Source organism: Arcticibacter tournemirensis, assembly GCF_006716645.1.
In the GTDB taxonomy this organism is placed as follows: domain Bacteria; phylum Bacteroidota; class Bacteroidia; order Sphingobacteriales; family Sphingobacteriaceae; genus Arcticibacter; species Arcticibacter tournemirensis.
In genome coordinates this window covers 3,014,923-3,035,569 of the sequence record NZ_VFPL01000001.1, presented here as the reverse complement: position 1 = coordinate 3,035,569, position 20,647 = coordinate 3,014,923, and the positions used below count along the sequence as shown (strand labels likewise).

The 20,647-nt window shown below is 45.8% G+C and carries 9 protein-coding genes; 3 read left to right on the top strand and 6 right to left on the bottom strand.

From position 1 onward, the window contains the following. Nucleotides 1-152: 152 nt before the first annotated feature. Genes BDE36_RS12760 through BDE36_RS12750 form a run of 3 tightly spaced genes read left to right on the top strand, consistent with a single transcriptional unit; the run spans nt 153 to nt 3,872 of the window. Nucleotides 153-1,319 carry an endo-1,4-beta-xylanase gene (locus BDE36_RS12760; protein WP_141815181.1) on the top strand — a complete coding sequence of 389 codons (1,167 nt, stop codon included), beginning with the start codon at nt 153-155 and terminating at the stop codon, nt 1,317-1,319. Then, nucleotides 1,303-2,817 carry an MFS transporter gene (locus BDE36_RS12755; RefSeq protein ID WP_202618147.1) on the top strand — a complete coding sequence of 505 codons (1,515 nt, stop codon included), beginning with the start codon at nt 1,303-1,305 and terminating at the stop codon, nt 2,815-2,817. Before BDE36_RS12760 ends, BDE36_RS12755 begins: the two co-directional genes overlap by 17 nt. Before the next feature lie 35 nt (nt 2,818-2,852). Next, nucleotides 2,853-3,872: a glycoside hydrolase family 43 protein gene (locus tag BDE36_RS12750; protein WP_141815180.1), complete on the top strand. Its 1,020-nt coding sequence runs from the start codon at nt 2,853-2,855 to the stop codon at nt 3,870-3,872. 63 nt (nt 3,873-3,935) lie between these two features. On the opposite strand, the gene BDE36_RS12745 is transcribed toward BDE36_RS12750, so the two are convergent. From BDE36_RS12745 to BDE36_RS12720, 6 genes are all read right to left on the bottom strand, one after another. Continuing rightward, nucleotides 3,936-6,044 carry an alpha-glucuronidase gene (locus tag BDE36_RS12745; RefSeq protein WP_141815179.1) on the bottom strand — a complete coding sequence of 703 codons (2,109 nt, stop codon included), beginning with the start codon at nt 6,042-6,044 and terminating at the stop codon, nt 3,936-3,938. A gap of 17 nt (nt 6,045-6,061) precedes the next feature. Further along, nucleotides 6,062-8,683 carry a glycoside hydrolase family 3 C-terminal domain-containing protein gene (locus BDE36_RS12740; protein WP_141815178.1) on the bottom strand — a complete coding sequence of 874 codons (2,622 nt, stop codon included), beginning with the start codon at nt 8,681-8,683 and terminating at the stop codon, nt 6,062-6,064. A 55-nt stretch (nt 8,684-8,738) separates the two neighbouring features. After that, nucleotides 8,739-10,679, bottom strand: coding sequence for a sialate O-acetylesterase (locus BDE36_RS12735; RefSeq protein ID WP_141815177.1), 1,941 nt, complete (start codon nt 10,677-10,679; stop codon nt 8,739-8,741). Nucleotides 10,680-10,754: 75 nt separating this feature from the next. Further along, a complete protein-coding gene (locus BDE36_RS12730) occupies nt 10,755-12,701 on the bottom strand; it encodes a RagB/SusD family nutrient uptake outer membrane protein (RefSeq protein WP_141815176.1) in 1,947 nt (648 codons plus the stop codon). A gap of 11 nt (nt 12,702-12,712) precedes the next feature. Then, complete coding sequence (locus tag BDE36_RS12725; RefSeq protein WP_141815175.1) at nt 12,713-15,796, bottom strand: SusC/RagA family TonB-linked outer membrane protein; 3,084 nt, start codon at nt 15,794-15,796, stop codon at nt 12,713-12,715. Nucleotides 15,797-16,246: 450 nt separating this feature from the next. Continuing rightward, complete coding sequence (locus tag BDE36_RS12720) at nt 16,247-20,383, bottom strand: hybrid sensor histidine kinase/response regulator transcription factor (RefSeq protein ID WP_141815174.1); 4,137 nt, start codon at nt 20,381-20,383, stop codon at nt 16,247-16,249. Between the last annotated feature and the right edge of the window lie 264 nt (nt 20,384-20,647).

The following is a 20,647-nucleotide window of genomic DNA, read 5'->3' as shown; positions in this document are numbered from 1 at the left end:
AACCGTATTTTGCACGGCTGAGAGCCGTCGCGTAAACATTTGTCTCATAAAATTAGCTAATACTCCCCACTCTCCTGCACCCTGTATCTTAGTTTTGTTCTCTAACACTGACCAAAAAATCTGGGGATACACACGCTTTATATTAGTTCTTTATGAGAGATTCATTTATTTTAACAAGCATACTGTCGATTCTTCTGTCGGCAGGATGCAGCAGCTTCAGAAGTCCCAATGAACCGAAACAATCAGGTACATTAAAGGACACATTTAAAGGCAACTTTACTATTGGAACAGCTATTAATGCTGACCAGATCAGGGAGAGAGATCCCGTATGCGGGAAAATAATCACTGACAATTTTGATGCTGTCACGCCCGAAAACATTATGAAAGCAGAGGTGATACATCCTGAGTGGGACCGCTACGATTTCAGCCTTTCGGATAAACTGGTCGACTACGCCAAAAAACACAATTTGGAAGTGAATGGCCACACCCTTATCTGGCATAGCCAGCTGCCTTCCTTTGTACGAAGGATGAAGGACGCAGATTCGGTACGGCAATATTTTACGAACCATATTAAAACTGTTGCGTCCAGATATGATGGAAAACTGGAGTCATGGGATGTTGTTAATGAGGCGCTCGAAGAAGACGGATCTATGCGCCGTTCCATATTCCTTGAAAAACTGGGCGATAACTTCGTGGTGGAGGCTTTCAAACTGGCCAGACAGGCCTCTCCGAATACCAAACTTTACTATAATGATTATAACATTGAAGAACCGGCAAAAAGGGCCGGCGCTATCCGCCTGATAAAAAAGATACAGGCAGCGGGCGTACATATTGATGGAGTAGGCATACAGGGACACTGGAATATAAATCATATCCCTCTAAAGCATATTGAAGATGCTATTACCGAATTCTCGGCGCTGGGTATTAAGGTGGCGTTTACCGAACTGGATCTAAGCGTATTACCAAGCCCGCCAAATGCTACCGGGGCCGACGTTAATCAAAACGTTCAATATGACGCTAAACTGAACCCGTATACAGAAGGCTTGCCCGATTCGGTTCAGCAAAAACTTACTGACGGATACGCAAGCCTGTTCAGGCTGTTCCTGAAACACAGCGATAAAATTGGCAGGATCACCATGTGGGGAGTACACGATGGTCAGTCTTGGTTAAATAACTGGCCTGTAATGGGCAGAACCAATTATCCGCTTTTATTCGACAGACAGCTTAAACCGAAGCCAGCCTTTTATCAGGTTTTAAAGATCAAAGAAAACTACTCAGTTAATAACCAAAGCCATCAGAAAAATGCCCGATTTAATTAGTAAAGTACCAGAAACTCAACCCGACGCCGTTAAAGCGCAGCATATGCCCTCACAGAAACTATCAGTCCTCGAGAAGATAGGCTACAGTTTAGGTGATTTAGCAGCAAACCTTATTTTTCAGACGCTGATGGCATTTCTTGCCTTCTTCTATACCGATATTTATAAGATCCCTGCTGCTTCAGCCGGCGTAGTGATGCTGGTCGGTGGTGTTGTTGGAGCCTTCTTTAACCTGGCAATGGGCGCGATTGCAGACCGTACCAACACTCGATGGGGTAAATTCAGGCCCTGGGTGCTGTGGACAGCTGTACCTTTTGGCGTTATTTCCCTCCTCGCCTTTTCCACTCCCGGTTTTAACGAGACCGGGAAAGTAGTATATGCTTTCATTACCTACTTTTTGCTGGTTCTGGTTTATTCGGCCAACAACCTTCCCTATTCGGCACTCAGCGGAGTGCTTACAGGTGACATGAAAGAACGTAACAGTCTTGCTTCCTATCGCTTTGTAGCAGTGATGATCGCGCAGTTTACCATCCAGGTTTTGCTGCTCCCCCTCGCGCTGTCGCTCGGTGACGGCGATAAAGCAAAAGGTTTTGAGAAGGTTATGCTCGTATTTGCAATTACAGGGGTTGTATGTTTCATCATCACCTTTCTTACCACAAGGGAAAGGATCTCCCCTCCTAAAGAGCAGAAAACACCTGTGATGCAGGATTTATCCGATCTTACAAAGAATAAGCCCTGGATTATTATGCTCGTTCTTACAATACTGGTGTTTGTGACACTTGCCACAAAAGGAGGAATGAACATTTTCTACTTTAAATATTATCTGACAGAAGAAAGCCAGGTGAGATTTCTCAATTCTGTGGGCTTCGACAACATTATCAGGTGGCTCGGCAACGTATTCACGCCTAAGGCATTCGACGAATTTTCGAAGCCAGGCAGCGCACCTTATGCTGTAGCCAGTTTTACCAGTGCGTTCAGCACTATTTCGATGATCATCGGGATCTTCTTTTCGAAACCTCTGGCGGACCGGTTTGGAAAGCGCAACATATTCGGATGGTTCCTGTTCCTGTCGGCTTTTTGTTTAATCATGATCAACTTCTATCCACCGACGGCAGTGGGTCCCACATTTGCAACACAAATAGTACATGGCTTCCTGTACGGGATAACCATCCCACTTTTATGGGCAATGATTGCCGACGTAGCCGACTACAGCGAGTGGAAGAACAACAGGAGAGCAACAGCGATAATCTTTTCGGCAATGATATTTGGATTAAAGGTCGGCTTGAGTATCGGAGGAGCTTTATCCGCCTGGCTATTAAGCATATTCGGATACATTCCTGATGCACTTGTTCAGCCACAAACAGCCACAACAGGTATCAGGATGCTCATCAGTATCATTCCTGGATTTATATTTATTGTGGGAGCCGCTCTCCTCTTAATGTACCCGATTGATAAGAAAACTGAGGTACAAATAGAGCAGGATCTTAAAGAACGTAGATAGTTAATATAGAACACAGAATATTAAAACTCATTATAATGCCAGAAGAACCTATTGATCATATTGATTTTGAAGATTTAAACAAGCGGGCTATATCATCGCCCCTTGTTAACCATATCTATACCGCCGATCCTTCAGCACATGTCTTTGAAGGCCGGATATATGTTTATCCCTCTCACGATATTGAAGCGGGAATCCCTTTCGACGATCTGGGAAGTCACTTCGCCATGGAAGACTATCATGTATTATCCATGGACACTCCTGAAGGGAAAGCTACAGATCACGGCGTGGCCCTTCATGTGAAAGACGTTCCATGGGCTAAGCGGCAAATGTGGGCGCCCGATGCAGCCTGTAAAGAGGGAACTTACTATTTGTACTTCCCGGCAAAAAAGGCGGATAACATATTCCAGATCGGGGTAGCAACGAGCAAGTCTCCTTCAGGTCCATTTATTGCAGAGGCCGAACCCATACAAGGCAGCTATTCCATTGATCCGGCTGTTTTTGAAGACGAGGGAAAATACTATATGTACTTCGGGGGTATCTGGGGAGGACAATTGCAGTCTTACAGGAATAATACCTATAGCGAAGCTAACGAAGAGCCGCTACCGAATGAAGTCGCCCTTGGTCCCCGTGTGGCCTTGCTCAGCAACGACATGAAGCAGTTTGCAGAACCGGTGAGGGAGATCGTCATCAACGATGAACACGGAAAACCCCTTCTTGCTGGCGACAATGAAAGGCGCTTTTTTGAAGCCTCCTGGATGCATAAATACAATGGTAAATATTACTTCTCTTACTCAACGGGCGATACTCATCTCATTTGCTATGCAGTGGGAGATTCGCCTTACGGACCATTTACATACAGAGGAGTAATTCTTAATCCGGTGGTTGGCTGGACCAGTCATCACTCCATAATGGAATTTCAGGGGACATGGTATTTGTTTTACCACGATTCATCACTTTCAAAAGGAGTTACACATCTTCGCTCCGTTAAAGCAACACCTCTAACACATATGCCCGACGGTAGTATTCAAACCATTGATCCGTACCGGGCCAAATAAAACATTGAGGTTGGATTAATGAGTAATGACCGGAGCCCGCTTTTCAGCCGCTCCGGTTTTTCTTTAATAGTGATTAGGAATAATTTCCTTTTCGCCGTCTGCTGAAGGAATGATATACAGCGGATTTACAGATTCAAGTAAGCCTAAATCATAAACCGGCCTTTCAAGTTCGTACGGGATTGGACGTCTGCTAAACTGCTGAAAGTACAGGAGGCAGCCGTCTTTCCATACCTGCGCATCGCGCGCCTGCTGCTTCAGTTTGCTCTGTACACGGAGAAAACGCTCCTGATCTATATAATCGCGGCTCTTATCCCAGATCTTCTGATACTCCCTCACCTGCTGCACCCCCCGATCGTAACGGAAGCAAAGTTCGTCCCATAAGGTACGTCCACTTCTCATCTTATAGCTCCATGGAAGATGATGAAACCATAACAAATAGATTTCCGGGCAGGCGTTCAAATCTTCAAACTGAGATGCGAGCGGCTGGTGGTACTGACTTACTGCCTTACTGCCACTGCTGGTACGATTGAAGCCTATGCCTATAGTGTCGGCCTGATGATAATAAGGAGGTGTCCAGTCGGGCCTCACCCCTGTCGGCGCATACCATGGGCCCGGACCGTAATGATGATTTGCCGCAAATATATGGTGAAGTCCCAGCGGCATGGAATAGTTTACAGCTGTTTCGCGACTGCTCAGCATCATTTCTTTGACAGGTTTCAGGAACTCTGTATTCCACAGCTCGTCTTTGCCCGCAGTTATTTCGTTCTGATCATTCGAGCCAAAAGTAAGCCTCAGCCATTCATCGGCGATCTGAGCACTCGACAAGGTATCGTTCCAGGCCAGCCTGCCAAAGGCGTACCAGTTGGCCTGGGCAAAATCGTGTCCTGTCCAGTTTGAGTCAAGACCTGTATTAGCTACACCTGCGATTGCCGTATACTTGTTACCGAAAATGCTGCCGTTGGTGCATCGGGCGACTGTACTTCCACGTCCTTCCTGATAAGTATCACTTTTGAGGCATTCCTCCCACATGGTCGACAAGAACACCAGTTGCTTAGAATGCCCCAGGTATTCTTGTGTTATCTGCAGTTCATTCATCACAGATGTTCTCTTCATCGCCCCAAACAGAGGGCTGAATGGCTCTCTCGGCTGGAAATCAATCGGCCCGTTTTTCACCTGTATAATCACGTTATCGTGAAACTTACCATCTAAAGGCATAAATTCGTTGTAGGCCTGCCGTGCACGGTCCTTGTCGGTTGAGCTGTACACAAAGGCACGCCACATCACAATTCCGCCCCTGGATTTCAGTGCATCGGCAAGCATATTGGCGCCTTCGGCATGGGTGCGGCCAAAATCCTGGGGACCCGGCTGGCCTTCGCTGTTTGCCTTCACCACAAAGCCACCGAAGTCGGGCACCAGTGTGTAAATCTCTTTTATCTTTTCTGCCCACCATCGTGCAACAGACGGATCTAGCGGATCGGAGGTTTTCAATCCCCCAAGCAACTTCGGAGAAGAAAAGTTCACAGATAGAAACGTTCTGATCCCGTAAGGCCTTAAAACATCAGCAATAGCCTTTACACGCTTAAGGCTGGCGGCGGAAAGCACCTCTGGTGAGGCATTGACATTATTCAAAACACTTCCGTTGATACCTATGGAAGCACAGGCCCTGGCGTACCCGGCCCAGCGACTCCGGTCGTCATCAGTAACAGCAGTATTGCCTTTGCCCTTCCAGAATATCGAACGACCAGCATAACCACGTTCCACGCTACCATCGAGGTTGTCCCAGTGGTTTAGCAAACGGTATTGGTAGGAAGGATTGGAAATAAGAGTCCCCACGTGCTGCTTTGTCTGCTGCAGTCTTAACAGCTCGTAAACACCATACAGAATGCCCGACTCGGTGGTCGCCTGTACGTTGTTTGCAGTGAGGCGGTAGCCATCGGGTTTAATCCGTTTGTCGGGACTAATCGTAAGTGTTACAGTTGCATCTGCCTCACCCAGCCACCTGCTGTTCAACTCCTCCATAGCGATAGCCATCTTTTGCGACTTACCCGTACCAACCACCTTTACCGGATTGGCGATGGTCTTTCGAAGCCACAAATCGTGCCCGTTATCAGCTTTAGCCACCATGTGAATGACAGCAAAAAGGAAAATATTTATAATTACCCTAGTTTTCATTCGAGATCAGATTTGTCCTATTTTATCAGGAGTGTCGTCTTAATTAAATTTCCGCTGGTTGGGTTTGTCTCATCAGGCTGACTGCCCCCTATACTCAAGCTTATTTTTCCGGAATAAGGAGTGCTCTGCCCTTGTTCGTTCACATAAGAAAGATCGGCGGGAGTAAGACTGAACGCCACTACCTTACTTTCACCAGGTTTGAGATTTATACGTTTAAAGCCCTTCAGACTCTTCAAAGCCGATTTTACGGTTTGATCCGGATTGGAGAGATATAGCTGAACAACCTCTTCGCCAGCTGCTCGCCCTGTATTCGTCACCCTCACAGAAACCGTTACCGGTTTACCTTTTACCACTGTTGCAGGAATGGTTGCCCTGTCGTAGTTAAAAGAGGTGTAACTGAGACCGTAACCGAATCCATATAAAGCTTTCCCTTTATAATACCGATAGGTACGGTTTTCCATGCTGTAATCCGAAAACGGTGGCAGCTCAGCATCATCTTTATAAAAAGTTACAGGAAGCCGGCCTGCGGGATTATAGTCGCCGAAAATAACATCGGCCACTGCGGTTCCAGCTGCCTGTCCGCCATACCAGGCATTCAGAATGGCCGGCATATGCTCTGCTTCCCAGGGAATTGCAATCGCGCTGCCTGTCATCATTACAAATACCACCGGTTTACCTGTAGCCTTCAAGGCCTTCATCAGTTCTGTCTGTACCTTCGGCAATAATATTGAAGTGCGGTCGCCTCCTTCAAAACCAGGAAAATCAACCTTCATTTCTTCTCCTTCAAGCTGGGGTGAAATTCCGCCGGCAAATATAAATGCATCGGCGTCCTTGAATCGTTCTGCGAGGGCGGCAAAGTTTGTACGTTGATACGTTCCGGCGCTGAGCCTTACGTTGCCTTTCCCTTCACCCTGCCAGTATTCGAGCACAAGGCGGTACACCGAATCTTTCTTCATGGCGAGATTATAGGTTTTGGCTCCCCATCGGTTCTTCGTCCAGGCGTCGGCTACAACACTGCCGTTTACTGTAAACCGGTATCCGTCATCTGCTTCGAGCTCGAAAGTGAGATCTCCCGAAACCGCTGCTTTAAAATCTGTAGTGTATCTTGCGGAGAAGTTATTTGCCCTGATTCCGCCAGCTATCATCTCTCCCTCCTGCCACAGATGATTGATATCCTCCTCTGTTGTGGTAAATACAGGCGAACCACTAAGTTCTTTGTTATTATAATACTCCGCCTTAAGGCCCAGTTTGCCAGCAAAGGAATATTGCTTTCTTACATCCTCATAGTTTAAAAGAGTATCGTTGGTGAAATTGATAGCCTTCTCATAAATCACTTCGGTATTTTTACCGGCTTTATCTTTAATGCCCTGGAGGACTGTAGAGAGTTGAGAAGGCGTACCATTGTAGTTACCGAGGATCGAAATTGGGTTATCAGCATTCGGTCCCAGCACAACGATCTTTTTAATTGTTTTCTTCAGCGGAAGCGTGTTGTTTTCGTTCTTCAGCAATACGATCGACTGCCGGGCCATCTTTAACGCATGCTCGCGATGCGCCGGACTTTCCAATGCTGAGAAAGGAGTTCGGGCATATTTCACCATAGAAGGCGGGTCGAACATGCCTAGCCGGAAGCGGATCATAAAAAGACGCTTTATAGAAACATCGATTTGCTTTTCAGTAATCTTCCCTTCTTTTACTGCCTGAACGAGCGCCAGATAAGCGCTGGTGCCGCAGTCAATATCCGTACCGTGGAACACAGCATCGGCCGATGCGGATGCTGCATCGGGGTGTGTCTTGTGATTTTTAAAGAAATCGTCTATAGCCCAGCAGTCAGAAGTAACATATCCTTTAAAGCCCCACTGGTTTCTGAGAATATCGGTCATTAACAGATCGCTCGCACAGCAGGGCTGAGTGCGGAAGGCGTTATATGCGCACATCACTCCTGCAACCTTAGAAGAAACTACCAGTTTTTTAAAAGCCGGAAGATAGGTATCCCAAAGGTCGTAGCTGCTCACATCCACATCGAATACATGGCGTAAAGGCTCTGGTCCGCTGTGCACGGCATAATGTTTAGCGCAGGCCGCAGCCTGAAGATATTTCGGATCGTTTCCCTGCAGCCCTCTCACAAAAGCGTCACCCAGTACAGCGGTAAGGAATGGATCTTCACCATATGTTTCCTGTCCCCGGCCCCACCTCGGATCACGGAAGATGTTAATGTTGGGAGTCCAGTACGTCAGTCCGAGGTATCTTTCATTTGTGCGGCCCGTTTCTACCGCTTTATTATAAATAGCCCGTCCTTCTATGGCCGAGTATTCTGCCATTTTGAACAGCGAAGTCTGATCAAATGTAGCAGCCATTCCTATAGCCTGCGGATAGACTGTCACTTTGAATGGCGTCCGTGCAACACCATGCAGCGTTTCATTCCACCAATCGTAGGCCGGTATTTCCAACCGCTGAATTGCAGGAGAGGAATTAAGCATTTGCGATACTTTTTCTTCAAGCGTCAGGCGCTTGACCAGGTCTGACACCCGCTGTTCGAAGCTTAAGTGATAGTTCTGAAAGGGATATTTAAACGTTTGAGCCTTAGCGGCTGCAGAAAACAGCAGTAAGACTATAAGCATTTGACTCAGGCGGACTCTCATTTTATTTATTTAGCGGTTTACAATCATTCTATTTACATTTCTCTATCAGTATTTCCTATTCACCGGTTCTGAAAGGAGAAGCAGGCAGTTTTTCAAAATTATAAAGATTTGGCTGAACAGGATTATCCGCCCAGGCATAACGTACATATTTAGGGTTGGGTACTTCATCCGACCAGACTTCCACTTTATCTCCAACAATGCGGGCCCTGGCCCATACGAACTTCTTATCCGCTCCGGCTACGGCAAACTCAGATAATTCCTCGCCATCAATACTAATCAGGCCACTTCCGGTATTCGTAAAACTTATGAGGACCTTGTTGCCCTGAATTTCCGAGGACCGGTATAGCGGACCGCTGTACACCAAATCTTTTTCTCCGTAAGTAAAGTGGCGGGCAAGCAAAGCGAGGCGGTCGCCTACATCCTTTTTATTATCCGGATGGATGTCATTCCATTCTCCCAGATCAATCGTTACAGCCATGCCCGTATTCGGGACCTTAAGCGTTTTAAGGGCTGCCTCGCGTACAACTGCGGAGCCACTCTCACCGGGCAGATAACTGGCATCACCGAAATTGGGCAGCTGCACATAATAAAATGGCAGACCGGGACTGGAAAATCTGGCTCGCCAGTCTTTTATCAATGCAGGAAGCAACTTTTCATATTCATGTCCGTTGCCGATATTACTTTCACCCTGATACCATAGTACCCCCTTTATAGGATAGTTACAAAAAGGCGCAATCATGGCATTATATAAAGCGGTTGGCTGATTCTGTTCAGAAATCCCTAAGGGCTGTGACCGGCGGGACACGGGCCGGTAAACCTGTCCAACTTTATAGAGCCAATCGCCTTTCAGGTCGAGTTTCTGCCCTTCTGCATCCAGATAATAAGGCTTATCAGGGACAAAGCCACCCTTTCCTGAGTTGTTTTGCACCCGCACGACGATCAGGTTTTTTCCTGGTTTCAGTGCGTCAGGTGGTACAGAATATCGTCTCTGGGGATACATATAAGCCGTACTGCCTATTTGCTTGCCATTTACATACACTACATCAGCATCCACTATCCTGCCCATAAATAAACGGCCGGGTTTTCCTGTCATAGAGGCTGGGACAATCACTTCCTTACGATACCACACCACGCCATCAAGGTCGCGGATACCCTGATCTTCCCAGTAACCGGGAATATTTATATTGCGCCATCCTTTAGCTACATAAGCAGTATCGAACCATTTTACCGGTGCACTAAGCCCTTTGTCTGGTTCATCGTTTTTTACGACGACAGTCCTGGCGGCCCGTTTCAGGCCGGCAACGTAGGTTGTATCCTGGTTCTTTTTGATGATTGCAGTAAGTGAGCTGAATTCCTTTAAGCCCTCTGCGCTTGTCCATGCTTCGATAGGCGTACCCCCTACGCTTGAATTAATGATTCCAACAGGGATATGATACGTGTTATAAATGTGGCGTGCGAAAAAGTAAGCAACCGCCGAGAAGTCCCTCACATCTTCAGGATTTGCCCATTTCCAGCGTCCTTGCGGGACGTCCTCCCTGGGCCCGCTCAGACTTGTCGTCGTTGGCACCAGAAATTGCCGTATTTCAAGAAAGTTAGCATTTGCTATATCTTCGGCGTAGGTGATATTATGGATACCCATCTGATGTACCATATTAGATTGCCCTGAACACAACCATACATCGCCAATAAGAATGTCTTTTAAGATAATTGAGTTCTTTCCTGTTAACTGCATCTCAAATGGCCCTCCTGGCTTCATAGCCGGAAGTGCTGCATTCCATTTTCCGTCCCTACCAGCAGACGTATTAACACTCTTGCCATTAAAGCGAATTTTGATCTTTTCCCCCGGCGACGCCCATCCCCACAGCTTAAGCGTTGTATTACGCTGTAATACCATGCTATCTCTGATTAATTGGGGTAATCGTATCTGGGCAGTAATGGTTCCTATGTGCAACACTACAGACAGAAAGAGAATCAAAATAGTTTTAAATCGGTCCATGTACGGCTAAACGATAAAAGACTGGCTGCCCTGTATTGGGACAGCCAATCTTTTAAGTATGAAAGTTTGATAAAATTAATATCCTGGATTCTGGTAAGCAGCTTTTTCCTCAGGACTTACCTCCATTGCATCCAGCTGACTTTGTGGAATAGGACGCAGATAGTGGTAAGGTTGAATACTTCGCGTTACCGTGGCAGGAGTATGATCTCCGTAATTCCCTCCTGAGATTTGGTATGTAGAGGCGAGTTCGGTCCACTTTTGCGTACGCACAAGATCAAACCAACGATAACCCTCGCCATAATACTCACGGGAGCGTTCTGCTAAGATATAGTTAATGTCGATAGTTGCCGGTGTTGCTGCAGTCATAACTAATGCGTTGTCCTGCACTTTGGCTGCATTTCCGTTATTACTCCAGCGCCATTTACCTGCACGTGCACGGATGACATTAATTAAATCACGGGCGGTTTTACCAGATTGTGTAGTTGCTCCCTTTACAGCAGCTTCTGCAGCGACAAAATAGAGCTCTGAAAACTTCGCAATGTTAAAAGGACGTGTGCTTCCCGCATTGGGTTGCCCTAATCCGGTGCCATTGTCGGTTCTGTACGGTCCGAGTTTCCATAATCCAGGGTACACCCTTCTGCCAATGCCGTTCGGTGATATCACAAAGTCAGCCCTTCCCGGTAATACACCGGCTCCCACGCCATTTTGGCCTGCACCGCCAGGGTAAACAATAGGAACAGCAGGCTCATCATCAAGGAAAGTAAGTATAGCGTCGCCCGGATTCACCTGCATTGAATTCGCGTTATACAAAGGACCACTGATGTTGGCCTTGTTCCAGTTACCACGGTAGGTAGTAACGAAAGTACCATCATAACGCGAGTCGTTGGTTTTATCGGCAAAGGTATTTTTGATAGCACCAATAGTAGGAGCCATACGGGTCCATGGACGTCCGAGTGCCTGTGCTGCTTCGCGTTGAACCGAGCTCACCGCAGTCCATGTAGTACTCGAAGAGCTGCTTCTGATGTTAGTATAGTTCCAGGTCATCATCCAACCAGCGAAATTATCCGGTGCACCGCCACTACCATAAGTAAGACTACCACCGTTGTAGAACTCACTTGACTGGGTATGATCGGCATACAAAAGGATTTCGCCGTTACGGTCGTTCGGACCGAGGTTAACATCATAATATGTAGGCTGTAAGCCGATGCTGGCAGGATGATTATCTATAGCTGCTATAGCTACATCATAAGCCTGCTGAAAATACCATTGGGCATTATGTCCGTCTGGATCAGTTCTGTCGCTTGCCGGAAAAGTAGGGATATTATTAGGATTTTGCAGCCACCAGCCATAAGTGAGATAGGCTTTAGCCAAAAACAGTCTCGCCAGAGTTTTGGTTGCTGCACCCGTTATACGCGGCTGGTCGGGCAAATCGTTCACAGCGGTCAGCAGGTCAGGAAATACTGCTTTTGTATAAACCTGCGGTACTGTGTTGCGGGTAGAGGATGTTTTGGGGTCAGTATTGAACTTCAGTTCACCAGCACCAAGATCCAAAGGCACCCCGCCAAACGTTTGCACCAGAAGGAAATAATCGAACGCCCGGAAAAAACGAGCCTCTGCAATTAATGCATTCGACACCCCAACGGCTGCGCCGTTTTCAATAATACCACTTGCTGTGTTAATATTAGGGAACGCAGCTCCCCATAATACATCGGCGCGGCTATCCTGAGGGGTTATGTTCCCCTGACCGGAGATGTCCATGATCTTAAAATTCTGGTCGCCATCCACTGCGTAGGTTACTTCATCGGTACCCGTTTCACCCGTATTGTAGTAATAAGCCTGACCATAGATATATCGCAGGTGTGCGTACAATGCCGTTAATCCTCCTCTAACCCCGGTTTCCGATTTAAAAAACTCGGGAGTGTATGAACTGCGGGGCTTTTCGTCGAGAATGTCAGAACAACCAGCCATAAACAATGTCAGGATAGCTGTTCCTATAAAAGTTTTAATATGAATGCGTCTCATCGTGATCTTTTTTAAAATGTTAAGTTAACACCAAACAAATAATTGCGCGTTGAAGGCGAGTTAGTACCAATAGTAAGCAGCCTGCTCAGATTTCCACTATAGGGTACGGCCATTGTCGAACTTTGGTCACCTGTAGTATTGGGTTCGGGGTCCATACCCGACTCTTTATGATACGGAGAGAACAACACAAAAGGATTCTGAACGGTACCGTAAATACGCAGTCTGCTGATGCCCGAACGTTTTAACAATTTTTGACTAAAGTTATACCCGAGAGAAATGGTACGTACTTTCAGATAAGATGCATCAAAGTAGCCAAGCGTAGAGGCATACTCCAGGTTGTCCCCACTCCGCAGGCCTGCCGGAGCCGGGTATTTGGCGTCGGTATTTTCTGGAGTCCAGTAATCAACCTTCACATTACCGCGACGTCCGCTCATTAAGTTAAGATAACCTGCTGACCCGTAAAGCGTGCTGTTCAGGATACCGCCACTCTGGAAAACGGCTACCGCGCTCAGATCAAAACCTTTATAGGCTACGCGGGTATTGAATCCTCCCTGAAAATCAGGGTCGGCGTCTAATATCTGTCTATCTGCCGGACCAACTTCCCTCACAGGTTTACCGCTGGCATCATACTCACCGGTGTACTTGACCTTGACCATGCCCGGCTTTGCTGAATTACCTTCGAAATTAGTGAGATAAGGCTCACCTTCCTGCCAGAGACCGACTTTTTCATAATCATAGATTACGTTAATCGGGTGACCGACAAACCACCAATTGTTCTCGTCTCTCTGTATTCCCGAGGCAAGGGATACAATTTTATTACGGTTTGCATAGAAATTGACACCTGCTTCCCAGCTCCATCCATTTACATCATTTAGGATCTGGCCATTAAGAGAAAACTCGATACCCTTATTTTGTGTCTTCCCAACATTTTGAGTAACTCTGTCGACGCCGGCTGTAGGAGGTAAACCCTTATTCAGCAAGAGGTCTTCAGTATTTGTTACGTAGTACTCCACTGTACCCGACAGCCTGTTATTCAATATGGTAAAATCCAGGCCGTAGTTCCAGGTTTTGGAATATTCCCAGCCAAGAACAGGACTTGGCGCCAGAGAGACATAGAATCCGGTAGCGTTTGTATTGCCATAATTATACGGTCGGGGGCTCAGTATTCCAAGTGTACGGTAAGGATCAACCGATTGGTTGGAAGTTTCACCATACCCTACTCTTAACTTCAGTGAGTTTATAGCGGTGATACCTTCCATAAACGATTCATTCCCGATATTCCATCCTGCGGATACTGCAGGATAGGTGTGCCATTTATATCCTGGCGCCAGAACGGAAGATCCGTCAGATCGCACTGTCGCACTTAACATATATCGATCTGCGTATGAATACATTACACGTCCCATCCACGACACTAAACCTCTCGACCAATACTTTTGGTTGTCGGGATTAACAGTAACTTCATCAAGGGCGCTGCCGATGTTGTAGTACTGAAAATCCTCGTTTGGAATATTTCTTCCCGACATGTTCGACTGATTAAAATTGGTCTTTTCAACCGAATATAAGGCTACTGCATTCACACGGTGTTTTTCGTTGAAAGTCCGGTCGTAAGTAAGTAAGTTTTCTACAGCCCAGTGATAGGTATGTGAATTGGTAACAGAAGCTGTTGACACTGTTGTAGGGTCAATTGCATTTACGCCCCTGCCGGTAAAGGCTCCATTATTACTCTGGCGAAAATCTAAGCCAACGTTTGCACGATACTTTAAGCCTTCAATTCCAGGAATTTTAACCTCACCATAGATAGCATTGTAAGTAGCATAGCCTTTTGTTTCGTTCAACCACCGGTCTTCCAACGAATCAACTACATCTTTTGTGTAGATCCATTGCTGGTCCTGAGGCATTTGAGCTACTCTTCTCGGCGTACCATCCGCATTATAGGGACTAACGAGAGGCGACATGCTCAATGCACCATACATACCCACCTGCGAGCCTTGGGTAACGTTATAGTTATTGTTTGTAGTAAATCCAAGGCGTAGATATTTGCCAACTTCCTGATCAACAGAAGCACGTAATGACAAACGATCGTATTGCTGAGAAGGAATCACTCCCTGATCCTGATAATAGCCCAAACTAACGTTATAGCTACCTCCCTTGGTGCCGCCTGTAACTCCCAGGTCATGACTTGTTAAGGCAGCTGTTCTGTAAAGTAAGTCCTGCCAATCGGTATTAACATCGGCTGCTTCATCTCCTCCCAATCTTGGCTGATAATTGAACGCTTCGCGAAGTGCAGAAAGTTCAGATCCGCTCATCATGGGATATGGTGCAAACACACTCTTTGCTCCGTGATAACCGTTATAGCTTACCACTGCTTTTTGTTCCTTTTTTCCTTTCTGGGTTGTTACTAATATAACACCGTTTGCACCGCGTGAACCATAGATAGCGGTTGCCGAGGCGTCCTTCAGGATATCCAGACTTTGGATATCGTTAGGATTGATATCGTTGATAGATCCGGCGAAAGGAATACCGTCGAGTACCACAAGCGGATCGTTTGTAGCGGTAAGCGAACGGGTACCTCTGATACGGATACGCATTGCTGCGCCTGGCTGAGATGAAGTTTGAGCCATCTCCACTCCAGGCAAACGCCCTTGCAGTGCCTGCGTGATACCTGCAGAAGGCACATCGCGCATTTTCTCGCCGGAGATCGAAGCAACCGAACCGGTAACAGCCTCCCGCCTTTGAGTTCCGTAACCAATAACCACTACTTCTTCAAGGCTCTTGGAACTGGGTACCATCTTAATAGTGATGTTTGTTTGTCCGGCAATACTAACTTCCCTGAGATCGAAGCCAATGAAGGAAGCTGTTAGTGTCTGCTCATTTTGAGGAACGGTTATCGTGAACCTCCCGTCGGCGCCTGTACTGGCGGAACCCTTTCCTGATTTTGCTTTCACCGTTGCTCCCGGCAGCGGCTCATTTTTCTCGTCTACTACCGTTCCCCTGATTTGCTTCGTTTGGGCATAAGCAGCCATAGAAACAACAAGGTATAGCAAGGATAGGAATAGACGTTTCCTGAATTTGTTAAATAATTGTTTAGTCATTAGATTCAAATTGAAGGTTTTAAAATTGCTTAGAATGTTTAAATAATGTGACATCGTCACCGGCGCTGCAGTCCGGTCCTCTAATAAAGCCTTTCATAATTGTGTTAATTCTATTTTAAATTCTTTACTGCTTCCGTCAAGACAAGCGTCGGTCCTGTTATATCAAATACTGGTGATGAATACATACTGCCATATACCGTATTTAACGTTTCCTCTATCATGTTGCCTGTTCGGTTTATAATTGTTGTACAGGTTTAATGCTAAAGTAGGTTTGGGCGCTTTAACAGAAGAGGACTAATCGTCATTTATATGGAAGATATGTTCAATGGCTGTTTTCAAAATATAAGTCCTTTCATTTCCTCTCTTTTGCTGGCATTTTATACATATTTAACAAACTGACTATCAATATTTAACATTAAAAAAACCATACTCAACAAGCTATTCTGAAACCTAGTCCGTTTGTACATTTTTCTGGTTGACCCATGATACACTTTTTTCATTACTTCGTTTCAAACTGATATATTCGGATGGCTGCATATTAAATCTGCTTTTAAAGGCCCGTGCAAAATAATTAGGAGTAGCAAAGCCAACTGCATAGCTAACCTGTCCTACGTTCATCTCGGTTTTTTCGAGCAAAACAGCCGCCCTATCTAATTTCACAGAGCGTATAAATTCAACAGGGGTCTCGCCGGTCAGTTCCAGCATTTTGGTATAAAGTGATCCGCGGCTCATCCCAACATGTTTGCTAAGGTTTTCGACAGAAAGCTGCGGATTAGTAAGATTATCGTCGATATGCCTGATCACTTTACTTAAGAGTTTCTCATTATCCGACTCCACTTTCACTTCGGGAGCTAGTACCTTAATTTGCTTACTATAAGCTGTTTTGAGACGTTCATTTAATGCCAGCAGGTTCCGGATTTTAATATCAAGAATATCAAAGTTACATGGCTTTGTCATATAGTCATCTGCACCTGTTTCCAGTCCATGCAACTGGTCTTCCTCCCCTGTTAATGCAGTGAGCAGCAATACCGGAATGTGGCTGGTCCTTTTATCCGATTTAATTTTACGGCACAGTTCTATGCCATTCATGTAGGGCATACTAATGTCGCTGATAACCACCTGCGGATGAGAAAACAGTACTTTTTGCCATCCTTCTTTTCCGTTAGAAGCTTCCAGAACTTTGTAAGACGATTTCAGGTTGTCTTTAAGATAAAACCTGAAGTCTTCATTGTCTTCTATCAGCAATACAACAGGCATTGCTGAAGCCACAGGCGCCTTTTCAGCACTATTCTCTAAAGGCGTTCTTTCTTCATCTTCAACCTGGACAACGGAATCTTCTTCCAGCACAAAGGTCTCCTCGATCCTCTTTAAAGGCAGGAAGATAATGAAGGTAGACCCCTTTCCCTCTATGCTTTCTACCTCTATTGTTCCACCGTGGATTTTTACAAACTCACGCGTGATGGACAGGCCAATGCCGTTGCCTTGATTAAGGACAGCAGAATCTGTATCGCTTTGGAAAAAACGATCGAATATTTTCATTTTCTCCCTCTCCTGTATACCAACCCCTGTGTCCTCAAGCCGTATTATTACACCTTCAGAATTAGGCGCGTTCTCTATATGCAACAGCACCTCCCCTCCTTTCAAGGTGAATTTAAATGCGTTAGACAAAAGATTAAACAGGACCCGCTCCACTTTATCATGATCGAAGAACGTAAAGAAGTCTCTTACGGAACTTCTGAAGCCGAAATGGATCTGCTTACGCTCTGCAAGATCCCTGAATGACTCGGAGACGTCTTTTGCAAATGAAATGAAGTCGCCTTCCGTAACATTCAGGCTTAGCTCTTTCTTCTCTACATTCCGGAAATCAAGCAGCTGATTCACCAGGTTTAGCAAGCGCCGGGCATTCCGGCGGATCATATTCAGCTGATTCGCTTTTTGGTTACTTGTTTCCTGCTGAAGGAGTTGTTCAACAGGACCTACGATCAACGAGATCGGAGTGCGGAATTCATGGCTCAGATTAGTTAGGAACTTTATCCTGAGCTCATCAAATTCATGCAGGCGTTCTGCTTCCCGGCGTTCCTGTTCTATTTGTTGTTGTGCTTTTACCCGTTCCTGTTCGATCGCAAAACGAGCTTTCAACTTCTGAATTCCGACATAACGCATATACGCGAGAATCAGACCTATCAGCAAAATATAACAAGCGTAGGCATAATACGTAAGCCAGAAAGGCGGTCTCACAAAAATCTTTATAGAAGTAACGGGTGTTGTCCATTCGCCTGCATCGGTAGTAGCCTTTACCCGAAAAACATATTCTCCGGGATCAAGATTCGTATATACTGCCGTATTTATCGGCCCGACCCGATTCCATTCTTTATCAAAGTTCTCCAGTTTATAGAGATAGCGGTTCTCTTCGGGCGATGTATAATTAAGGGAAACAAAGCTCAGCGAAAAGTTCTGTTTATAGTCGAGATGGATCTCACGGGCCACCGAAATGTGCTCTTTAATCTCCGATGAAGCTGATGGTAAAACGCTTTGATTTGAAATCTTCAGGTCGGTTAATACAACCCTTGGCACATTTCTATTAGCATGCAGTTGCTGAGGGTCGAAATAATTAAAGCCATCAATACCTCCAAAAAACAGCCTGCCGTCGGGCAATCGTAAGCCTGCTCCCGGAACAAAAGGATTTCGCTGAAGACCATTGTAATAAGAATAATTTTTGAATCGCCCGGCTTTGGTATCAAAACTGCTGATTCCTTTATTGGTGCTCATCCAAAGCTTGCCCGACTTATCTTCTATAATTTTATAGATCACACCATTAGCCAGGCCATTCTTTTCCGAATAGCTGGAAAATGAGGAGGCCTTTTTGTTAAAACGAGCCAGGCCTCCGCCGGCTGTACCCACCCAAACAGTGCCGTCGCCGGACGTGCAGATAGACGTTACGTTATCATTTGGCAGCTTACTATTCGTCTGATTTAAGAGTCGTGACTGTCCCGATACGGGGTTGTACACTACAATACCCGATCCGTTTGAACCTATCCAAATATTTCCGTCCCAGTCTTCCTCAATTGCACGCACATAACCGTTGAAAAATCCCGGCCGTACACTCACTCTATGTTTATTGAAGTGTTGAAAGCGCTTTTCCTGAGGATCATAGAAATCCACACCCTGCCCGTTGGTCCCAATCCACACCGTTCCACGACTATCTTTCTTTATACAAAAAATCTCGTTACTGCTAATTGTGTTAGTACCCTTTTTTATCTGCCTGCTTTCACCAGTCTTTGTATCAAGAACAAACAATCCTTCAAGAAAAGTGCCTATCCATATCTCAGAAGAAACGCTTTCCATCGCCAGGATGGAAAGCCTATGGCCTTGAGGAGATTGACCAAGGGCTATATGACGAAACATGCCTGCACTAACGTCGAACAGATTCAGCCCCCCGCCATCTGTCCCAACATAAACCGTGTTTCCCTTACCAGGGGCAAAGGAGGTGACTACAGGGGCACTGAGTCCGTAAGGATCGTATGAATTACTCTGCCTTAGATTGAAAAATGCCAGGTTTTTGTCGTATTTATTAACACCGCCCCGGAAAGTTGCGACCCAGTAAATACCATGTTTATCTATCAGTATGGCTTTAACCGATTTACCAGTAAGACCATATTTATTCCGGCCGCTACGTTCAACTCTCAACACCTTCCCGTCGGCAGGATCAAGAATATTCAAGCCTTCCTCCGTGCCGACCCATAGTTTGCCGTTTGGCTCAGGAGCTACTGCATAAACAATGTTGCTGCTTAAGCTGAATTTGTCGGCGGCTATATTCCTGTAGTTTATAAAGTTGTGTCCGTCGGGCTTAAGCATACTTAATCCATTGTTTGTACCCACCCAAATATTACCTTTATTATCTTCGGAGATCGCCGAAATAGAGTTATCGGCCAGACTTGAGGGCTTATCATTTGAATGAGAAAAACGTTTAAATGTGTTGCGCCCGGCCAGATAGAGGTAAAGACCAGTTTTCGTCCCCAGCCATACACGTTTGCGGCTGTCGCGGAATAGTCTCAGGCCGACTTGCGACACAACTTCCTGATCAGCCCTTCGCGCTGCTTTAAAGAGCGATACCTTCCGGTTCTCTGGATTCACCGTTCTTATACCTTCATAGCCTGCGATCCAAATCATTCCCTTTGCATCGCTGCAAATCGAGGTAACCGACAGAGGCGGTCCCGGAGTATAATTGATGAACGAGTCCATCTTCCGGTTATAAAGAACCAGTCCGGCTTCTGTTCCCACCCATAAGTTCCCCCGGCTATCTTCGTAGAGGCTTAATATATTACTGGAGATAATACTGGAGGGATCCTCAGCATTACGCCTGTAAATAGTGAAATGTGTTCCATCGAATTTATTAAGGCCGTCGTTAGTAGCAAACCAGACATACCCGTACCGATCCTTCAAAATTGCGCTTACAATATTGGATGAAAGACCTTCCCTCGTGCCAAGATTCATAAAATTCAAATCCCCTATCTGCGCGGATCCGGCCTTTGCAAACAGACAGAAAAGGGCAACAAAGAAAAAAAACCTTATTCTTTTTTGGGTCATGGTTGTATCAATTGGTCTCTACTTTAACTTCCGATCTTCCGGACGGCTATGGTTGCCCTGGCACTATGATAATTTAATGCTTACAATATATAGTATTTCTACTATATCAAAAAGCCTAAATATATTCGTAATATTACCACAGACCAGTTGCAGCAGCCGCCGTATTGATGCTTGATTAGTTTTACTGAAGTAAAATTACCCTTGATAAGGATTAAATTGCGATGTCCTTGTTCCTGATAGTAGCACAAATGTTCAATGAGCAGT